The sequence below is a fragment of the Curtobacterium sp. MCBD17_019 genome, assembly GCF_003234555.1.
In the GTDB taxonomy this organism is placed as follows: Bacteria; Actinomycetota; Actinomycetes; order Actinomycetales; family Microbacteriaceae; genus Curtobacterium.
The window spans coordinates 111865-126467 of sequence record NZ_QKTT01000003.1 but is presented as its reverse complement, the minus strand read 5'-3'; the positions used below and the strand labels follow the sequence as shown (position 1 = coordinate 126467).

15 protein-coding genes are annotated in these 14603 nt (G+C 71.1%); 7 read left to right on the top strand and 8 right to left on the bottom strand.

All coding sequences use genetic code 11. The annotated features are described in order from the left end of the window. Positions 1-48: 48 nt before the first annotated feature. Positions 49-666, bottom strand: a complete 618-nt coding sequence (locus DEI82_RS04160) for a biotin transporter BioY (RefSeq protein ID WP_111035888.1) — start codon at positions 664-666, stop codon at positions 49-51. 188 nt (positions 667-854) lie between these two features. Here DEI82_RS04160 and DEI82_RS04155 point away from each other — a divergent pair, with 188 nt between their 5' ends. Then, positions 855-2453 carry an ABC-F family ATP-binding cassette domain-containing protein gene (locus tag DEI82_RS04155; protein WP_111013284.1) on the top strand — a complete coding sequence of 533 codons (1599 nt, stop codon included), beginning with the start codon at positions 855-857 and terminating at the stop codon, positions 2451-2453. 39 nt (positions 2454-2492) lie between these two features. Here DEI82_RS04155 and DEI82_RS04150 read toward each other — a convergent pair whose 3' ends face one another. From DEI82_RS04150 to DEI82_RS04140, 3 genes are read right to left on the bottom strand one after another with little or no spacing between them, the layout of a single operon-like run. Continuing rightward, positions 2493-3545 (bottom strand): SURF1 family protein, encoded by a 1053-nt coding sequence (locus tag DEI82_RS04150; RefSeq protein ID WP_111035887.1) that lies wholly within the window; start codon positions 3543-3545, stop codon positions 2493-2495. Then, on the bottom strand, positions 3542-3829 hold the full coding sequence (locus tag DEI82_RS04145; RefSeq protein WP_111013286.1) for a hypothetical protein: 288 nt from the start codon (positions 3827-3829) through the stop codon (positions 3542-3544). The genes DEI82_RS04150 and DEI82_RS04145 overlap by 4 nt, the downstream gene beginning before the upstream one ends. Continuing rightward, positions 3829-4230: a DUF3099 domain-containing protein gene (locus tag DEI82_RS04140; protein ID WP_111035886.1), complete on the bottom strand. Its 402-nt coding sequence runs from the start codon at positions 4228-4230 to the stop codon at positions 3829-3831. Before DEI82_RS04140 ends, DEI82_RS04145 begins: the two co-directional genes overlap by 1 nt. A 131-nt stretch (positions 4231-4361) precedes the next feature. Here DEI82_RS04140 and fabG point away from each other — a divergent pair, with 131 nt between their 5' ends. Further along, entirely contained in the window at positions 4362-5075 is a 714-nt protein-coding gene (gene fabG, locus DEI82_RS04135; protein WP_111013288.1) for a 3-oxoacyl-ACP reductase FabG, read from the top strand. Positions 5076-5112: 37 nt separating this feature from the next. Here fabG and serB read toward each other — a convergent pair whose 3' ends face one another. After that, positions 5113-5763 (bottom strand): phosphoserine phosphatase SerB, encoded by a 651-nt coding sequence (serB, locus tag DEI82_RS04130; RefSeq protein ID WP_111013289.1) that lies wholly within the window; start codon positions 5761-5763, stop codon positions 5113-5115. A 64-nt stretch (positions 5764-5827) separates the two neighbouring features. Next, entirely contained in the window at positions 5828-7069 is a 1242-nt protein-coding gene (locus DEI82_RS04125) for a glucose-1-phosphate adenylyltransferase (RefSeq protein ID WP_111013290.1), read from the bottom strand. A 47-nt stretch (positions 7070-7116) separates the two neighbouring features. Here DEI82_RS04125 and glgA point away from each other — a divergent pair, with 47 nt between their 5' ends. The 3 genes from glgA to DEI82_RS04110 all read left to right on the top strand — a co-directional run bounded on the left by glgA (position 7117) and on the right by DEI82_RS04110 (position 9562). Further along, on the top strand, positions 7117-8313 hold the full coding sequence (glgA, locus tag DEI82_RS04120; RefSeq protein WP_111035885.1) for a glycogen synthase: 1197 nt from the start codon (positions 7117-7119) through the stop codon (positions 8311-8313). A gap of 74 nt (positions 8314-8387) precedes the next feature. Beyond that, complete coding sequence (locus DEI82_RS04115) at positions 8388-9170, top strand: ABC transporter ATP-binding protein (protein WP_111009086.1); 783 nt, start codon at positions 8388-8390, stop codon at positions 9168-9170. A 143-nt stretch (positions 9171-9313) separates the two neighbouring features. Further along, a complete protein-coding gene (locus tag DEI82_RS04110; protein WP_111009085.1) occupies positions 9314-9562 on the top strand; it encodes a type B 50S ribosomal protein L31 in 249 nt (82 codons plus the stop codon). A 223-nt stretch (positions 9563-9785) separates the two neighbouring features. On the opposite strand, the gene DEI82_RS04105 is transcribed toward DEI82_RS04110, so the two are convergent. Together DEI82_RS04105 and treS are read right to left on the bottom strand one after the other, a co-directional pair. Continuing rightward, positions 9786-10526: an exonuclease domain-containing protein gene (locus tag DEI82_RS04105; protein ID WP_111013394.1), complete on the bottom strand. Its 741-nt coding sequence runs from the start codon at positions 10524-10526 to the stop codon at positions 9786-9788. A gap of 160 nt (positions 10527-10686) precedes the next feature. Next, entirely contained in the window at positions 10687-12435 is a 1749-nt protein-coding gene (treS, locus tag DEI82_RS04100; RefSeq protein WP_181435100.1) for a maltose alpha-D-glucosyltransferase, read from the bottom strand. 130 nt (positions 12436-12565) lie between these two features. Here treS and DEI82_RS04095 point away from each other — a divergent pair, with 130 nt between their 5' ends. Further along, positions 12566-13483, top strand: coding sequence for an alpha/beta fold hydrolase (locus tag DEI82_RS04095; RefSeq protein WP_111009344.1), 918 nt, complete (start codon positions 12566-12568; stop codon positions 13481-13483). After that, positions 13480-14571, top strand: coding sequence for a glycosyltransferase family 1 protein (locus DEI82_RS04090; protein ID WP_111009083.1), 1092 nt, complete (start codon positions 13480-13482; stop codon positions 14569-14571). The genes DEI82_RS04095 and DEI82_RS04090 overlap by 4 nt, the downstream gene beginning before the upstream one ends. The last annotated feature ends 32 nt before the right edge of the window (positions 14572-14603 follow it).

Sequence of the window (14603 nt, the reverse complement as noted above, 5' to 3'; positions counted from 1 at the left end):
CCCGGTACCAGCTGGTACCGGGCCTCCCGTCCGTCCGTGTCGGGCCGATCAGTGGGAGCGGCCGATGGCGCGCCACGCCAGGGGGAGGACGCCGGCGGCGATGACAGCCTTGGCGATGCCACCGACGACGAACGGGGCGAGTCCGAGGCGGAACACGGTAGCGAGGTCGTGCGGCGCACCCAGCTGGCCGAGGACCATCGCCAGGTACGGCAGACCGGTCACGAAGGGGATGGCGCTCGCGAGCGTGAAGGCGATCACGCCGCGGACGAAGCGACGGTCCCAGTTCCGGCGCGCGAGCCACCCGATCGCGGCAGCGCTGGGGACGAAGCCGATGACGTACCCGAAGCTCGGCACCGCGAGCGCGTGCAGGCCACCGGTCATGTCGGCGAAGAACGGCGCTCCGGCGAGCCCGGCCACCATGTAGAGCAGCATCGAGATCGCACCGCGGCGGGCGCCGAGGGTCGCACCGACGAGCACCACGGCGAGCGTCTGCCCGGTGATGGGCACCGGCCACATCGGGACCTCGACCTGCGCCATGGCCGCGGTGAACAGCGCGCCGCCCGCGACGAGTGCCGCGTCGGTCGCGAGGCCGCGGGAGCGGATACGGTCCGCGAGCACGGGTCGGCTCGCGCCCGCGTGGACGCGACCGGGAACGGCGTTCGTCATGGAGTCTCCTAGAATGGGTCGGTGGTCGCGGGCGCCGCTCGGAATCCGCCATGGCCTGCGGGCGTTCTCGTCCTTGGTCCGCTCCTGTGTCGGGAGCGCGGCGCCGGAGCCGGGTTCCCCTCGATCCTACGGGCCACCCCCGCCTGCACACCGTTGTGACCACCCCACCAACTGATTGGACGTCCGCTGTGCTTGCCGTGCACGATCTCGAGATCCGCGTCGGAGCGCGCCTCCTGATGGAGGGCGTGACCTTCCGCGTCGACAAGGGCGACAAGATCGGGTTGGTCGGGCGGAACGGTGCCGGCAAGACCACGATGACGAAGGCGCTGGCGGGTGAGACCATGCCGACCGGCGGCGAGATCACCCGCTCCGGCGAGATCGGGTACCTGCCGCAGGACCCGCGGTCCGGCAACCCCGAGGACACGGCGCGCAAGCGGATCCTCGACGCCCGTGGACTCGGCGAGATCGTCGAGGGACTGCGCGCCGCCTCGCTCGACATGGGGAGCAGCGACCCGGCCGTCGCCGAGAAGGCGATGGCCAAGTACGCACGACTCGACGACCGCTTCACCGCGCTCGGTGGGTACGCGGCCGAAGCGGAGGCGGCGTCGATCGCGTCGAACCTGGCGCTGCCGGACCGGATCCTCGACCAGCAGCTGAAGACGCTGTCCGGCGGGCAGCGGCGGCGCATCGAACTGGCGCGGATCCTGTTCTCCGAGGCCGACACGATGATCCTCGACGAGCCGACGAACCACCTCGACGCGGACTCGGTCGTCTGGCTGCGGGAGTACCTCAAGACGTACGCGGGCGGTGTGATCGTCATCTCGCACGACGTCGAACTGGTGGACGAGGTCGTGAACCGCGTCTTCTACCTCGACGCGAACCGCCAGGTCATCGACATCTACAACATGGGCTGGAAGCACTACCAGCGCCAGCGCGTCGCGGACGAGGAACGGCGCCGCAAGGAACGCGCCAACGCCGAGAAGAAAGCGGGGGAGCTGCAGAAGCAGGCCGCCCGGTTCGGCGCCAAGGCGACGAAGGCGGCGGCCGCCCATCAGATGGTGGCGCGCGCCGAGAAGCTCCTGGCCGGGCTCGAGGACGTCCGCGAGCAGGACCGCGTGGCGAAGCTGCGGTTCCCCACGCCGGTCGCCTGCGGGCGCACGCCGCTGATGGCCGAAGGCCTCTCGAAGTCGTACGGGTCGCTCGAGATCTTCGCCGGGGTCGACCTCGCGATCGACCGGGGATCGCGGGTCGTCATCCTCGGCCTCAACGGTGCCGGCAAGACCACCCTGCTCCGCATCCTCGCGGGCGCCGACCGCCCGGACACGGGCGAGGTCCAGCCAGGCCACGGCCTCCGCATCGGCTACTACGCGCAGGAGCACGAGAACATCGACGTCAACCGGACCGTGATCGAGAACATGGTCTCGGCGTCCCCGGCGCTCACCGAGACCGAGGCCCGACGCGTGCTCGGTTCGTTCCTGTTCACCGGGGACGACGGCTACAAGCCGGCGGGCGTGCTCTCGGGCGGCGAGAAGACCCGTCTGTCGCTGGCGATGATCGTCGTGTCCGGGGCGAACGTGCTCCTGCTCGACGAGCCGACGAACAACCTGGACCCGGCATCGCGCGAGGAGATCCTCGGCGCACTGGCGGGGTACGAGGGCGCCGTCGTGCTCGTGAGCCACGACGCGGGTGCGGTCGAGGCCCTCAGTCCGGAGCGGGTGCTGTTGCTGCCCGACGGCGTCGAGGACCACTGGAACAAGGACTACGCGGAGCTCATCGAACTCGCCTGACCGGGGCCGCCGACGCTCGTCGTCCGGGGGCTGTCCGGCTCAGCCGACCCGGACGTCGTCGAGGAGGCCGTCCTCGATCTCCGCGTCCGTCTTCGGACGGGCTTCACGCCGCCGCTTGCGTTCGAGCGCGCGCTCGCGTTCCTCCGGGTCGTCCTGGTTGAGGTTCCGGTACTCCTGGACCATCAGGTAGGCGAGGAACCCGAAGCCGCCGGCGGCGAACATGAACCACTGGATGAAGTACGACAGGTGGAGGCCGGTGTCGGCCGACGGGCGATCCCAACCAAGGGGCCGGGCCTGTGCGGGCGCCGGATCCTCGCTCTTGAGCTGACCGTACGCGCCGGTCCAGATCGGCTGGGCGACGCGGCCCGCGACGTCCGACAGGGTGACCGACTGGATCTCGTCGGTGTGGGCCGGGTCGGTCCGACCGGGGATGTGCGGCTCGGTCTGCTGGAGGCGCACCACGACGTCGACGGTGCCCCTCGGCGGTGCGGGCACGGAGTCGGGGTAGTCGTGGTCGTTGCCCGTCGGGACCCATCCGCGGTCGACGATGAACGCGCGCCCCGACGACGTCACCAGCGGCGTCAGGACCTCGAACCCGGGCTGACCGTTGTGGACGCGGTTGCGCACGAGGAGCTGCTCCGCCACGTCGTAGTGCCCGGTCACGCGGACCTGGAGCCACGTCTGGTCGTCGTCGAACGCGGACCGTGTCGGGAGTGCGCGGTCGACGGGCACGGGGGTGTGGTCGTAGTTCTCGGCGATCTGGTCGTTCTCGCGGACCGCCTCGTTGCGGCGGTCCCACTGCCACATGCCGAAGAACGCGCAGAGGATCGCGAAGCCGACCGCGATCGCGAAGTACCCGACCCAACGGCGGCCGATCACGAAGCCCCAACCGACGAAGGGTTCGTCCGGGTCCCGGTCGGTCTCGTGCTCGTCGGCGGTGCCGAGCCGGGCCGCGTGGGCCTCGCGTTCGGCGCGGCGGAGGCGCTCCGCGCCCCGGCGCCCGTAGCGGGCCGTCGGGTCGAAGTCCCGGAGGCCGGCCGTCGGCTCGTCGTCGGTGCGGTCGTGGTCCGTCCGGGGGTCGTGCAGCGTCATCCGAGGGAGCCGCCCTCGGCACCTCCGGAGGTCAGGGAGTCCGCGACGTCCTCGAGCCGCTCGACGTCCTCGTCGATGCCGGTCACGGTCACCGGGAAGGCCCGGGACCGCAGGTAGTCCGCGAGGAAGGCACAGTGGTCGTCACACGCCGCCCAGATCTTGACGCGGTCGACCGCATGGATCCTCGGGTTGCGCCAGTTGACCCGCCAGGACGCCCTGTTCGAGCATCCGGCCCGCGAGCACACCGGCGCTCCTGGATCGGTGTGGAGGTCGAAGGTCGCCATCAGCGCCGGCTCCGTCCGCCGCTCGCCGCGGCGCGTTCGCGCTCCGCACGCTCCTGCTCGGCGTGTGCCCACGCGGCTCGGGCGCGCTGGTCTTCGCGGTAGCGTTCCTCGCGCTCCTGCTCGATGCGTTCGCGGTCGTCGTCGGGCAGCACGCGCACGAGTTCGCCGCCCGGTCGGACGAGGTCGTCGGCGCGGCGGTTCCCCGCGTTGGCGACGACCACGGCCACCCACGGGATGACGCCGGCGAGCACGAGCGGGAGGATGCTCCAGACGTCGTGGAGGCAGACCGCCACGACGAAGCACACCACGCGCACGGACATCGTGAACACGTACCGCCTGAGGCGGCCGCGCCGGTCATCGGCGGGCGATGCCGGCAGCGAGGTGATGCTGTTCGTCTTCATGCGATGGTCTCTCCGCTTCCCCGGCTCAAGCCTAAGCCTCACCACCGACGGTAGGCTCGCATGGTCCGTTCGGCGCACCGCGGTGATCCGACGGGCGCCCCTACCGCCCCCGTTCAGCACCAGGAGCACTCATGACCACGCCCCGTACCGTCCTCGTCACCGGAGGGAACCGCGGGATCGGCCACGCCATCGCCCAGGAGTTCGTCGCCGCCGGGCACCGGGTCGCGGTGACGTCGCGCAGCGGTGACGGCGGCCCCGAAGGCGCACTCACCGTCGCCGCGGACGTCACGGACGCCGCGAGCGTCGACGCCGCGTTCACCGCCGTCGAGGCAGCGCTCGGACCGGTCGAGGTGCTCGTGTCGAACGCCGGCATCACGCACGACACCCTGCTGCTCCGGATGAGCGAAGAGGACTTCACCTCGGTCGTGGACACGAACCTGACCGGAGCGTTCCGCGTCGTGAAGCGCGCCTCCAAGAACATGCTGCGTGCCCGGTTCGGCCGGGTGATCCTGATCTCCAGCGTCGTCGGGACGCTCGGTTCCGCCGGACAGGTCAACTACGCGTCGTCGAAGTCCGGGCTCATCGGGTTCGCGCGGTCGCTCACGCGTGAGCTCGGGGGCCGCGGCCTCACGGCGAACGTCATCGCGCCCGGGTTCATCGAGACCGAGATGACCGCGGCGCTGCCCGAGGACGTCCAGGCGCAGTACAAGAAGCAGATCCCCGCCGGTCGGTACGGGAGCGTGCACGACATCGCCGCGACCACCCTGTTCCTCGCCGGCGACGACGCGGGGTACATCTCCGGGGCGGTCATCCCGGTGGACGGCGGCGTCGGGATGGGCGACTGAGCCCATCCCGGACGCGGCTCCTGCCGGTACCGGTCGGTCAGGAGGCCCGGACGGGCACCCCGAGGCACGCCAGGACGGGTGTGAGGTCCCGCCGGTCGACGACGACGTCCGCGGCGTCGCGGACGCCCGGCCGCGCGACGAAGGCGACGGCGAGCGCGGCCTCGCGCATCATGGACAGGTCGTTGGCGCCGTCGCCGACCGCCACCGTGTGCCGCCGTGCGTCCACGCCGTCCGCGGCCGCCCAGGCCCGGAGCGCGTCGGCCTTCGCGGCCGCGTCGACCACGTCCCCGAGCACCCGGCCGGTGAGCACGCCGCCGGACGCCTCGAGTCGGTTGGCGCGACAGTGGTCGAGCCCGAGTGCCGCCGCGATCGGGCCCAGCACCTCGTGGAAGCCGCCGGACACGACGCCGACGCTGCCGCCGGCGGCGTGGACGCCCTCGACCAGTTCGACGGCGCCGGTCGTGACCCGGACGGCGCGACGGACGTCCTCCAGAACGCTCACGGGCAACCCCGCGAGTGTCGCGACGCGGTCGCGGAGGCTGTCGGCGAAGTCGATCTCACCGCGCATCGCCCGCTCGGTGACGGCGGCGACGCGATCACGCGCTCCTGCGGCGTCGGCGAGCAGCTCGATCACCTCGTCCTCGAGCAGTGTGGAATCGGCATCGAGGACGACGAGGAAACGCGGCACGCGCCAAGGCTAGTGGCGGTCGCGGGCGCGAGACGGCGGATGACGCGGACCGTGCCTCGCGGCCTCAGGCCTCGACCCGCACCCCCTTGCCGACCACGGTGATTCCGGAGTCCGTGACCGTGAACCCGCGGGCGAGATCCGCGCCGCGATCCACCCCGACCTGAGCGCCGGCCTCGATCACGACGTCCTTGTCGAGGATCGCGCGGCGCACGACCGCGTCAGGGCCGACCATCGCCCGGTCGAACACCACGGAGTCGACGACCTGGGCGCCGGACTCGATGGTGCACCACGGCCCGATCACGCTGCGCTCCACCTGTGCCCCGGACAGCAGGCACCCGAGCGAGACGATCGAGTCGACCGCGGTTCCGCTGACGCCCTTGGCGTCACGGACGAACTTGGCGGGCGGCGAGTTGATCTGCTGGTTGAAGATCGGCCAGTCGACGTTGTAGAGGTTGAAGACCGGGAGTGCTGCGATGAGGTCCTGGTGCGCCTCGAAGAACGAGTCGATCGTTCCCACGTCGCGCCAGTAGTACTTGTCGCGCTCGGTGGCACCCGGGACGTCGTTGCGGTTGAGGTCGTAGACGCCGGCGTCGCCCCGGGTCACGAAGTCCGGCACGATGTCACCGCCCATGTCGTGGTTCGAGGACTCGATCTGACCGTCGCGCAGGACCGCGTCGATGAGCGCGTCCGCGTCGAAGACGTAGTTGCCCATCGACGCGAGGACCTCACCGGGGGAGTCGGGGAGTCCCACCGCGTCCTTCGGCTTCTCCAGGAACGCGCCGATCTTCGTCGGGTCCTCGTCGTCGACCTGGATGACGCCGAACTGGTCGGCGAGCGCGATGGGCTGTCGGATCGCGGCGACGGTCGCGCTGCGGCCCGACGCGATGTGCGCCTCGACCATCTGGGAGAAGTCCATGCGGTACACGTGGTCCGCACCGACCACGACGACGATGTCGGGCCGTTCGTCCCGGAGGAGGTTGAGGCTCTGGAGGATCGCGTCGGCGGACCCGGCGAACCACCGTTTGCCGAGTCGCTGCTGCGCCGGGACCGACGCCACGTACGAGCCCAGCAGCCCCTCCATGCGCCAGGTCTGGGACACGTGGCGGTCGAGGCTGTGGGACTTGTACTGGGTCAGGACCACGATGCGCTGCAGTCCGGAGTTCACCAGGTTGCTCAACGCGAAGTCGATCAGACGGAAGTTGCCGCCGAACGGGACGGCGGGCTTGGCTCGGTCGGCGGTCAACGGCATGAGCCGCTTCCCTTCGCCCCCTGCGAGGACGATGCCGAAGATCTTCTTCGATGGCATGCCCCAAGAGTAGGCGTGCGACCGGGCCATTCGTTACGTTGGGGGACGTGCGAGTCGATCTGCTGACGAAGGAATTCCCCCCGGAGATCTACGGGGGTGCGGGCGTCCACGTCGCGGAACTGACGGCGGCGCTCCGATCCGGGACGGACACCGACGTGCGCGTCCGCGCGTTCGGAGCCGATCGGGACGCCGACGGCGTGACCTCCTACCGGGCCCCCGCGGGGTTCGAGCATGCGAACGGCGCCGTGACCACGCTCGCCACCGACCTGCAGATGGTCCCCGACATCGAGGGCTCGGACCTCGTGCACTCCCACACCTGGTACGCGAACGCCGCAGGACGTGTCGCGCAGCTCACCTACGACCTGCCGCACGTCGTGACGGCACACAGCCTCGAGCCGCTCCGCCCCTGGAAGGCCGAGCAGCTGGGCGGCGGGTACCGGCTGTCGAGCTGGATCGAGCGCGAGGCGTACACGAACGCCGACGCGGTCATCGCGGTGTCGAAGGGCATGCGCGCCGACATCGCCCGCTCCTACCCGTCGATCCCCGAGGACCGGTTGCACGTCGTGTACAACGGCATCGACATCGACGCCTGGCAGCGCGTGGTGGACCCGGAAGCGGTCCGCGCGCTCGGGATCGACCCCGATCGGCCGACCGTCGTCTTCGTGGGTCGCATCACCCGCCAGAAGGGTCTGCCGTACCTCCTCCGTGCGCTCGACGGGCTGCCGGCGGACGTCCAGGTGGTCCTCTGCGCCGGAGCGCCGGACACCCCGGAGATCCTCGCCGAGGTGACGGGCCTGGTCGAGGACCTCCGGACCCGCCGCTCGGGCGTGGTGTGGATCGACCGGATGCTCTCCCACGACGAGATCGTCCGGGTGCTGTCGGCGGCGAGTGTGTTCGTGTGTCCGTCGGTGTACGAGCCGCTCGGGATCGTCAACCTCGAGGCCATGGCGTGCGGGCTGCCGGTCGTCGGCACGGCCACGGGCGGCATCCCCGAGGTCGTCGCCGACGGACTGACCGGGCGCATCGTGCCGATCGAGCAGGTGCAGGACGGGTCCGGGACGCCGGTCGACCCGGACCGCTTCGTGGCGGACCTCGGCGCGACGCTGCGCGAGGTGCTCGCCGACCCCGGGCTCGCCGCCCTCATGGGTCGGGCCGGGCGTCTGCGTGTCGAGGGCGAGTTCACCTGGTCCGCCATCGCGACCCAGACCCGTCGGGTCTACGACGCCGTCCTCGCCGGTCGCTGAGGACGCCGGCGGCGGCCGTCCACAGGACGTGTGCCGCGCCTCCTCCCCGACGGCCGACCGCGTAGGCTGACGGCATGCCCTCGGTTGTGCGCTTGCAAGACGTGTCCGTCGTCCGGAACGGGGTCAGCATCCTCGACCAGGTGTCGTGGCAGGTCGACGAGGCGGACCGTTGGGTCGTCCTCGGCGCGAACGGCGCAGGGAAGACGACCCTGCTGCAGGTCGCCGGGGCGCAGTCGTTCCCGACCTCGGGCACGGTCGAGGTCCTCGGCACGGAGGTCGGTGGCGCCGACCTGTTCGAACTCCGTCCGCGCATCGGGTTCGCGTCCACCGCGCTCGCCCGGCGCATCCCGGTCACCGAGCAGGTGCTCGACGTCGTGCTCACGGCCGCCTACTCGGTCACCGGTCGGTGGAACGAGCAGTACGACGACATCGACGTCCGACGTGCCCATCGGGTCCTCGACGAGTGGGGCCTCGGCGGCTTCGCCGACCGGACCTTCGGTGAACTGAGCGACGGCGAGCAGAAGCGCGTCCAGATCGCCCGGTCCGTCATGACCGATCCCGAGGTCCTGTTCCTCGACGAGCCGGCGGCGTCGCTCGACCTCGGGGCACGCGAGAGTCTGGTCCGGACGCTCGGGGGGTATGCCGAGAGCGCCGAGGCTCCTGCCATCGTGGTCGTCACCCACCATGTGGAGGAGATCCCGAAGGGCTTCACGCACGCGCTCGTGCTCGCCGAGGGGCGCGTGCACACCGCCGGACCGATCGCTGACGTCGTGACGAGCGAGGTGCTCTCGGACGCGTTCGGGATCGGCCTCGTCGTGACGGCGGACGCGGGTCGCTACACCGCCCGCGCCAGCTGAGGTGACGACCGAGCCGCCGATGCCGGAGACGAGCGGTGCCTCCCGTCCGCGCTGACGGTCTGCTAAACTCGGTCGCTGGCGTACGCCACAGTTTTCCGCGCGCTCGCGCACTCCGAACCACCACATCCACGACGAGGAACACCATGAAGACCGACACGCACCCCGAGTACAACGCCATCGTCTTCCGCGACCTGGCCTCCGGTGAGACGTTCCTGACGCGCTCCACCGCGACCAGCGACAAGACCATCGAGCTCGACGGTGTCACCTACCCGGTGATCGACGTCGAGATCTCGAGCGCCTCGCACCCGTTCTACACGGGCAAGCAGCGCATCCTCGACTCGGCCGGTCGCGTCGAGAAGTTCAACCAGCGCTTCAAGGGCTTCGGCAAGTAAGTCCGAGCCCTCGGTCGCGGCGGCAACGCTGACGCGACCTCGTCGGGAACGGCGAGCGAGCAACGGGCGGTCCACCTCCGGGTGGCCGCCCGTTGCTGCGTCTCCGGGGCAGCCATTGCCGAGGACCGCCCGGTTCAGGTGTGTGCCTGTGCCTGTGCCTGTGCCTGTGCCTGTGCCTGTGCCCTGCCCCGTGCGCGCGTGCCGACACCGGGGCCGGGGACGATCAGGCGGGGTTGCGGTGCGGCCAGCGGCCGTCCGCGACGAACTGCGGATTGCGCTCACGCCGCATGTAGTCCTGGAACGACGCCGCCTGGTCGGAGCACCAGGCCACCTGCAGTCGGTGGAGCTCCTCGGCGCTGATGCCGAGCTGGTCCGGGTAGCGGCTCGCGATCGCCTGCGCGACGCGTCCGGCGGCGATCGCGTCGGCACCGGCGTCGTGCGCGTCCGCGAGGGTCACGCCGTACAGCGCGGAGCAGACCTCGAGCGTGCGCTTGCCCTTGCGGTAGGTGTCGACGGCCTTGTCGATGACGAGCGGATCGACGACGTTCCCGATCACGGGTGCCGCCAGGCCGTGGCGCTTGGCCTCGCGGTCGAGGACGGTGAGGTCGTACGGCGCGTTGTAGACCACGAGCGGGATCCCGCGGGCGAACACGGCCTCGACCGCGGCGATGATCTCGGCGACGACGACGCCGGCGGCACGCCCCTCGGCACGGGCGCGCTCGGTCGTGATGCCGTGCACCGCAGCTGCCTGCTCCGGGATGGGGACGCCCGGGTCGGCCAGCCACGAGCCGGCGGCGATGCTCGCACCGGTCATGTCGATGAGCCCGACATGGGCGCTGACGATCCGCGCTGTCTCGACGTCGATCCCCGTGGTCTCGAGGTCGAACACGCCGAGCGCGTGCCACCAGGGGCGTTCCGCAGGGGAGCGGGGTGCCGCCGAGGGGGCTCCGAGGGTGGCGTCGATCGGCGCTGCGAGCGGAGAGCTGGTCACGCGGTCAGGCTAGCGGCGGCCGCCGACACCGCGGACGCGACACGGCCGTCCGGGCGACCCGACGCGGCCGGGGGACCCGACGCGGCCGGGCCGGGCCGGGACGCGGTGCCGACCCCGAGACCCCTACGGACCGTCAGTCCCGCGGCCGTCCCACGTGCAGCCAGTAGAACGCCTGCGTCCCGAGGGTGATCGTCACCTTGCCGTCCTCGTCGAACGACGGGAACGACCCGCCGCCGAAGAGGTCGTACAGGGGCAGACCGGCGTGCTCGGGCGCCGTGATCGTGACCGCGGTGGGGTTGTGCGCGAACGAGAAGACGCAGAGGACGTCCTCGGCGGAGTCACCGAACTGGGTGCCCGTGCCCTCGTACGACCGCATGAACGTGAGCACCGAGTCGTTGTCGCTCTCGAGCACGGTGAGCGTGCCGAGCCCGAACACCGGGTGCGCCTTCCGCACGTGGATGACGTTGCGGATCCAGTGCAGCAGGGAGCGGGACTGCGCCAGCTGCGACTCGACGTTGACGAGGTTGTAGTTGTAGACGAGGGACTGCACGACCGGCAGGTACAGCTTGCCGGGGTCGGCCGTCGAGAACCCGGCGTTGCGGTCCGGCGTCCACTGCATGGGGGTGCGGGACGAGTCGCGGTCGGGCAACCAGATGTTGTCGCCCATGCCGATCTCGTCGCCGTAGTACAGGAACGGCGAGCCGGGGAGCGAGAACAGCAGCGCGTGCACGAGCTCGAGCTCCGCCCGGGAGTTGTCGAGGAGCGGCGCGAGGCGTCGACGGATGCCGATGTTCGACCGCATCCGCGGGTCGTACGCGTACCAGCCGTACATCGCCTGGCGGTACTCCTCGCTCACCATCTCGAGCGTCAACTCGTCGTGGTTCCGCAGGAACACACCCCACGCCGCGCTCTCCGGGACCTCGGTGGTCTCCGAGAGGATCCGCTGGAGCTCCGTCGCGTGCTGCGCGCGGAGCGAGTAGTAGATGCGGGGCATCACCGGGAAGTCGAAGGCCATGTGGCACTCGGGCTCGTCGTCGGTGCCGAAGAACGCCGCCGTCTCGCGCGGCCACTGGTTCGCCTCGGCGATGAGCACGCGCCCGGGGTACTCCTCGTCGACCATCGCGCGGAGGCCCTTGACGAACTCGTGCGTCGCGGGCTCGCCCTCGCCGTTGCCCTCCTCGGACTCGAAGAGGTACGGGATCGCGTCGAGCCGCAGCCCGTCCACGCCCATGTCGAGCCAGTGCCGGACGACGTCGTAGACGGCCTCGACCACGGCGGGGTTCTCGAAGTTGAGGTCCGGCTGGTGCGAGAAGAACCGGTGGAAGAAGAACTGCCGTCGGATCGGGTCGAACGTCCAGTTCGACTCCTCGGTGTCGACGAAGATGATGCGGATGTTCTCGTACTTGTCCGGGCTGTCGCTCCAGACGTAGAAGTCGCCGTAGGGCCCGTCCGGGTCCTCGCGGGACTGCTGGAACCACTCGTGCGCGTCGGAGGTGTGGTTGATCACCATGTCGATGACGATGCGCATGTTCCGTTCGTGCGCCTTCGTCACGAGGTCGCGGAACTCGTCCAGGGTGCCGAACTCCGGCAGGATCGCCTTGTAGTCGGAGATGTCGTAGCCGCCGTCGCGCATCGGCGACTGGAAGAACGGCGGCAGCCACAGCGCGTCGACGCCGAGCCACTGCAGGTAGTCCAGGCGGCTGATGAGTCCGGACAGATCGCCGGTGCCGTCCCCGTTCGAGTCGACGAACGAGCGGATCATGCACTCGTAGAACACCGACCGCTTGTACCAGAGCGGGTCCAGGGTCAGTCCGGGCAGCTGGATGGGGGCAGTGAACGTCACCGTGCTCCTCGTGGATCCGTCGGGCGTCGGGGCCGACATGGCGCCCGTCGGCCCACTCTATGTCGCCCCGGGTATCCGTGTCCGGAGGGAACGGACGACCGCACGGCCCGCCGACCGGGAGGCGCGGCACCCGTCCGGCGCGACGGGTCCGGCCCGTAGACTCGGCGGGATGCGTGCCCCGATCGTCTCCCCGTACCAGCGGCTCATGGCCGGGCTGCCCGTGGTGCACCGGTCGGTCCTCGTCGACGGCCGCGCAACCCACTACTGGGTGTACGGCCCCGAGGACGCGGACACCACCATGCTCGCCGTGCACGGCTTCCGTGGCGACCACCACGGGCTCGAGTCGCTCGCCGCGCACCTGCCCGAGGTCCGCACGATCGTGCCGGACCTCCCGGGCTTCGGGGTGTCCGACGCGCTCCCGCGGTCCGACATGGACGGCTTCGTGCGGTGGCTCCGAGCGTTCCACCGCGCCCTCGGGCTCGACCGACGGGCCGTCGTGCTCGGGCATTCCTTCGGGAGCATCGTCACCGCAGCCGCGGTCGCCGACGGGCTCGACACCCGGCGCCTGGTCCTGGTCAACCCGATCGCCGCTCCCGCACTGCAGGGCCCGCGCGCCGTGGGTACCGCGATCGCGATCGCCTACTACCGGCTGGGTGCGGTCCTGCCCCGGGCGCTCGGGCTCGCCCTCCTCCGGAACCGGGGGATCGTCCGGGCGATGAGCGTCGCGATGCTCAAGTCCCGCGAACCGCGGTTGCGCCGATGGGTGCACGACCAGCACGACCGGTACTTCTCGGCGTTCGCCGACCGCCACGTCGTCCTCGACGCGTTCCGGACGTCGGTGACGCACGACGTCGCCGCGTACGCGGACCGCATCGACGTACCGGTGCTCCTCATCGCCGCCGAACGTGACGACATCACCGCGGTGCCGGAACAGGAAGCGCTGGCGGACCGGCTGCCCGACGCGACCCTCGTCGTGATCCCCGGCGTCGGCCACCTCGTGCACTACGAGACGCCGGCCGCCGCGGCGGACGCGATCCGTGCCTCCCTGGCGACGCCCGAACCGGACCGCGGCGGGATGCGCCGATGAGCCGTCTCCGCATCGGCATCGACTGCCGCTACGTCCGGGTGGGGCACCATGACGGCATCAGCCGGTTCACGGCCGGTGTCGCGGCACATCTGCCGGACCGGCACGACTACGTGCTCCTGGTGAGCGAGGACGGACAGCGGGACTCGCTGCCGGACGGGATGCCCTGGGAGCGCATCAGTCCACCGACGAGCGCCGGGGAGCCCCTGGTCGCGCGGCAGGTGAACCGGCTGGGGCTCGACGCCGTGTTCTCGCCGATGCAGACCATGGGATCCCGCGGACGCCACTACGCGCTCGTGCTGACGCTGCACGACCTCATCTACTACCGCAACCGCACACCGCCCCGTGAGTTCTCGTGGCCGCTGCGGCTGGGGTGGCGTGCGTTCCACCTCGCGTGGTGGCCGCAGCGGATGCTGCTCGATGGTGCCGACGGCGTCGTCACGGTGAGCGAGACGACCGCCGGACTCATCCGGGACCACCGGCTGACGCGTCGGCCCGTGACGGTCGCGTACAACGCCGCGGACCCGGTGGCGCCGCGCGCGGCGGACGGCCTGCGGACGCGGGACCTCGTCTACATGGGCACGTTCATGCCCTACAAGAACGTCGAGACCCTCGCCTCCGCGATCCCGCTGCTCCGCGGGCCCGGGGAGGCCGACTGGCGGCTGCACTGCATGTCGCGCGTGCGAGCTGCGGACCGGGAGCGGCTCGAGCGGCTCGCCCCCGCGGGTTCGCTCGTGTTCCACGACGGAGCGTCGGACGAGGAGTACCGCGCGGTGCTCCGGACCGCGACGGCACTCGTCAGCGCCTCGCACGACGAGGGCTTCGGGATCCCGCTCGTCGAGTCGATGGGCGTGGGCACGCCCGTCGCCGTGAGCGACATCCCGATCTTCCGCGAGATCGGCGGCGCGGCCGCCGAGTACTTCGACCCGGCCTCGCCCGCCGCGGTCGCGGCCGCGGTGCGACGGGTCGAGGCGCGCTGGGACGACCTGCACCGGGCCTCCCTCGAGCGGGTCCGCCGCTTCGACTGGACCACGTCCGCCGAGCGCGTCGTCGCGTCCGTCGAGCGCGCCGTCGCCGACCGCCGCGCCTGACCGACGCCCGTCGCCCCGTTCGGCGGACATGG